The following is a 1,392-nucleotide window of genomic DNA, read 5'->3' on the forward strand; positions in this document are numbered from 1 at the left end:
TACATCCCGGCGATAAGCCAAATCAGGATATTCTGCTTGTAATATCTGCAAAACCTCATCCTCTGTCGGACCTTTTTCAAAGCGACCGAAGCCGATAGGCATAACTTCTATAAAACGCACATCAACAGGCATCTCTTGCGCCAAATGTGCCAGGCGTAAGATCTGGCTTTTCGTTTCACTGAGAAGAACCGAGTTGATCTTGGCCTTAAGTCCGGCAGATACGCAAGCAGCTACGGCATCTACAACCGCATCCGCTCCGTCCGTTCCTGTCAGACGACGAAACTGTTTACGATCCAATGTATCGAGACTGATATTAATACCGTCCAATCCCATGTGTTTAAACTCTTCTATATGCTCTTTTACGAACATGCCGTTCGTCGTAAGCGTAACAGTCTCTACCCCATCCGTTTCTTTTAAACGTCGCATAAAGTCGACACAGCCCTTACGCACCAGCGGTTCACCGCCCGTAATCTTAAATTTTCGAATACCTAGGCGAACGGCCGCTTCACAAATACGTAAGATCTCCTCATACCGCAAGATTTCTTCATGTTCCACATCTGGAACGGGGTCGGGCATACAATAGCGGCAACGAAAATTACACTTATCCGTTACGGAAATGCGCAAATAGTTTATACTTCTCCCCGACTTATCTTTCACGGTTTTCACCGCCTTCGTTAAACAAGAAGGGACCGCTCTTACCGCCCGTCTTTTCTTCTAAATGTACCTCGGAAATTACCATTCTCTTATCGACGGCTTTGCACATGTCATATACGGTCAGTAGAGCCACGGATGTTCCCGTAAGAGCTTCCATTTCAACACCTGTCTTACCTTCACAATAAACCCGACATTGTGCTTCAACGGCACGCGCCTCATCATGAAACACGAAATCTACCGTGCACTTGGTAATCAATAAATTGTGACAAAGAGGTATCAAGGAACTTGTCTTCTTCGCCGCCATAATTGCCGCAATACGGGCTGTTCCCAGGACATCACCCTTTGTAACTTGACCGTTTTTGACGGCTTTGTAACACTCATCGTTCATAAAAATCCGACCGGTCGCCAAAGCCATCCGTGATGTAACTTGTTTATGTCCCACATCAACCATGAGAGCATTTCCTTTTTCATCAATATGTGTAAATTTTGCCATGCATCACACCTACTTACCGAACCCGCAATTGGGGAAGGTACAGACGGGACAGTCCAGACATAACCCGCCCTCACCCATACGCGCCAAAGTCACCGCATCCAATTCCGTACCGGACATCAAATAAGGCAAAGCCAAATCGAAAATCGTCCGTTTTGCATACATAACGCACCCGGGCAAGCCGACAACAGGACGGGCATCTGTCGTATACGACAAAAGAAACATGGCTCCCGGCAAAACCGGTGCGC

Annotated in this window: 2 protein-coding genes and 1 pseudogene; all 3 read right to left on the bottom strand. The window is 47.1% G+C overall.

Annotation, left to right across the window (positions count from 1 at the left end; all coding sequences use genetic code 11):
• Positions 1 to 657, bottom strand: a 657-nt coding sequence (locus PGX78_RS08275) for a radical SAM protein (RefSeq protein WP_270446472.1), incomplete at its 3' end; no start/stop codon positions are given.
• Positions 647 to 1,147: a cyclic pyranopterin monophosphate synthase MoaC gene (gene moaC / locus PGX78_RS08280; RefSeq protein ID WP_270446473.1), complete on the bottom strand. Its 501-nt coding sequence runs from the start codon at positions 1,145 to 1,147 to the stop codon at positions 647 to 649. The genes moaC and PGX78_RS08275, both read right to left, overlap by 11 nt.
• Before the next feature lie 9 nt (positions 1,148 to 1,156).
• Positions 1,157 to 1,392: pseudogene (locus PGX78_RS08285) on the bottom strand (molybdopterin-binding protein); the annotation flags it as partial.

Origin of the sequence: Megasphaera sp. AF13-6AC, assembly GCF_027685385.1 — a bacterium.
GTDB classification, from domain to species: domain Bacteria; phylum Bacillota; class Negativicutes; order Veillonellales; family Megasphaeraceae; genus Megasphaera; species Megasphaera micronuciformis.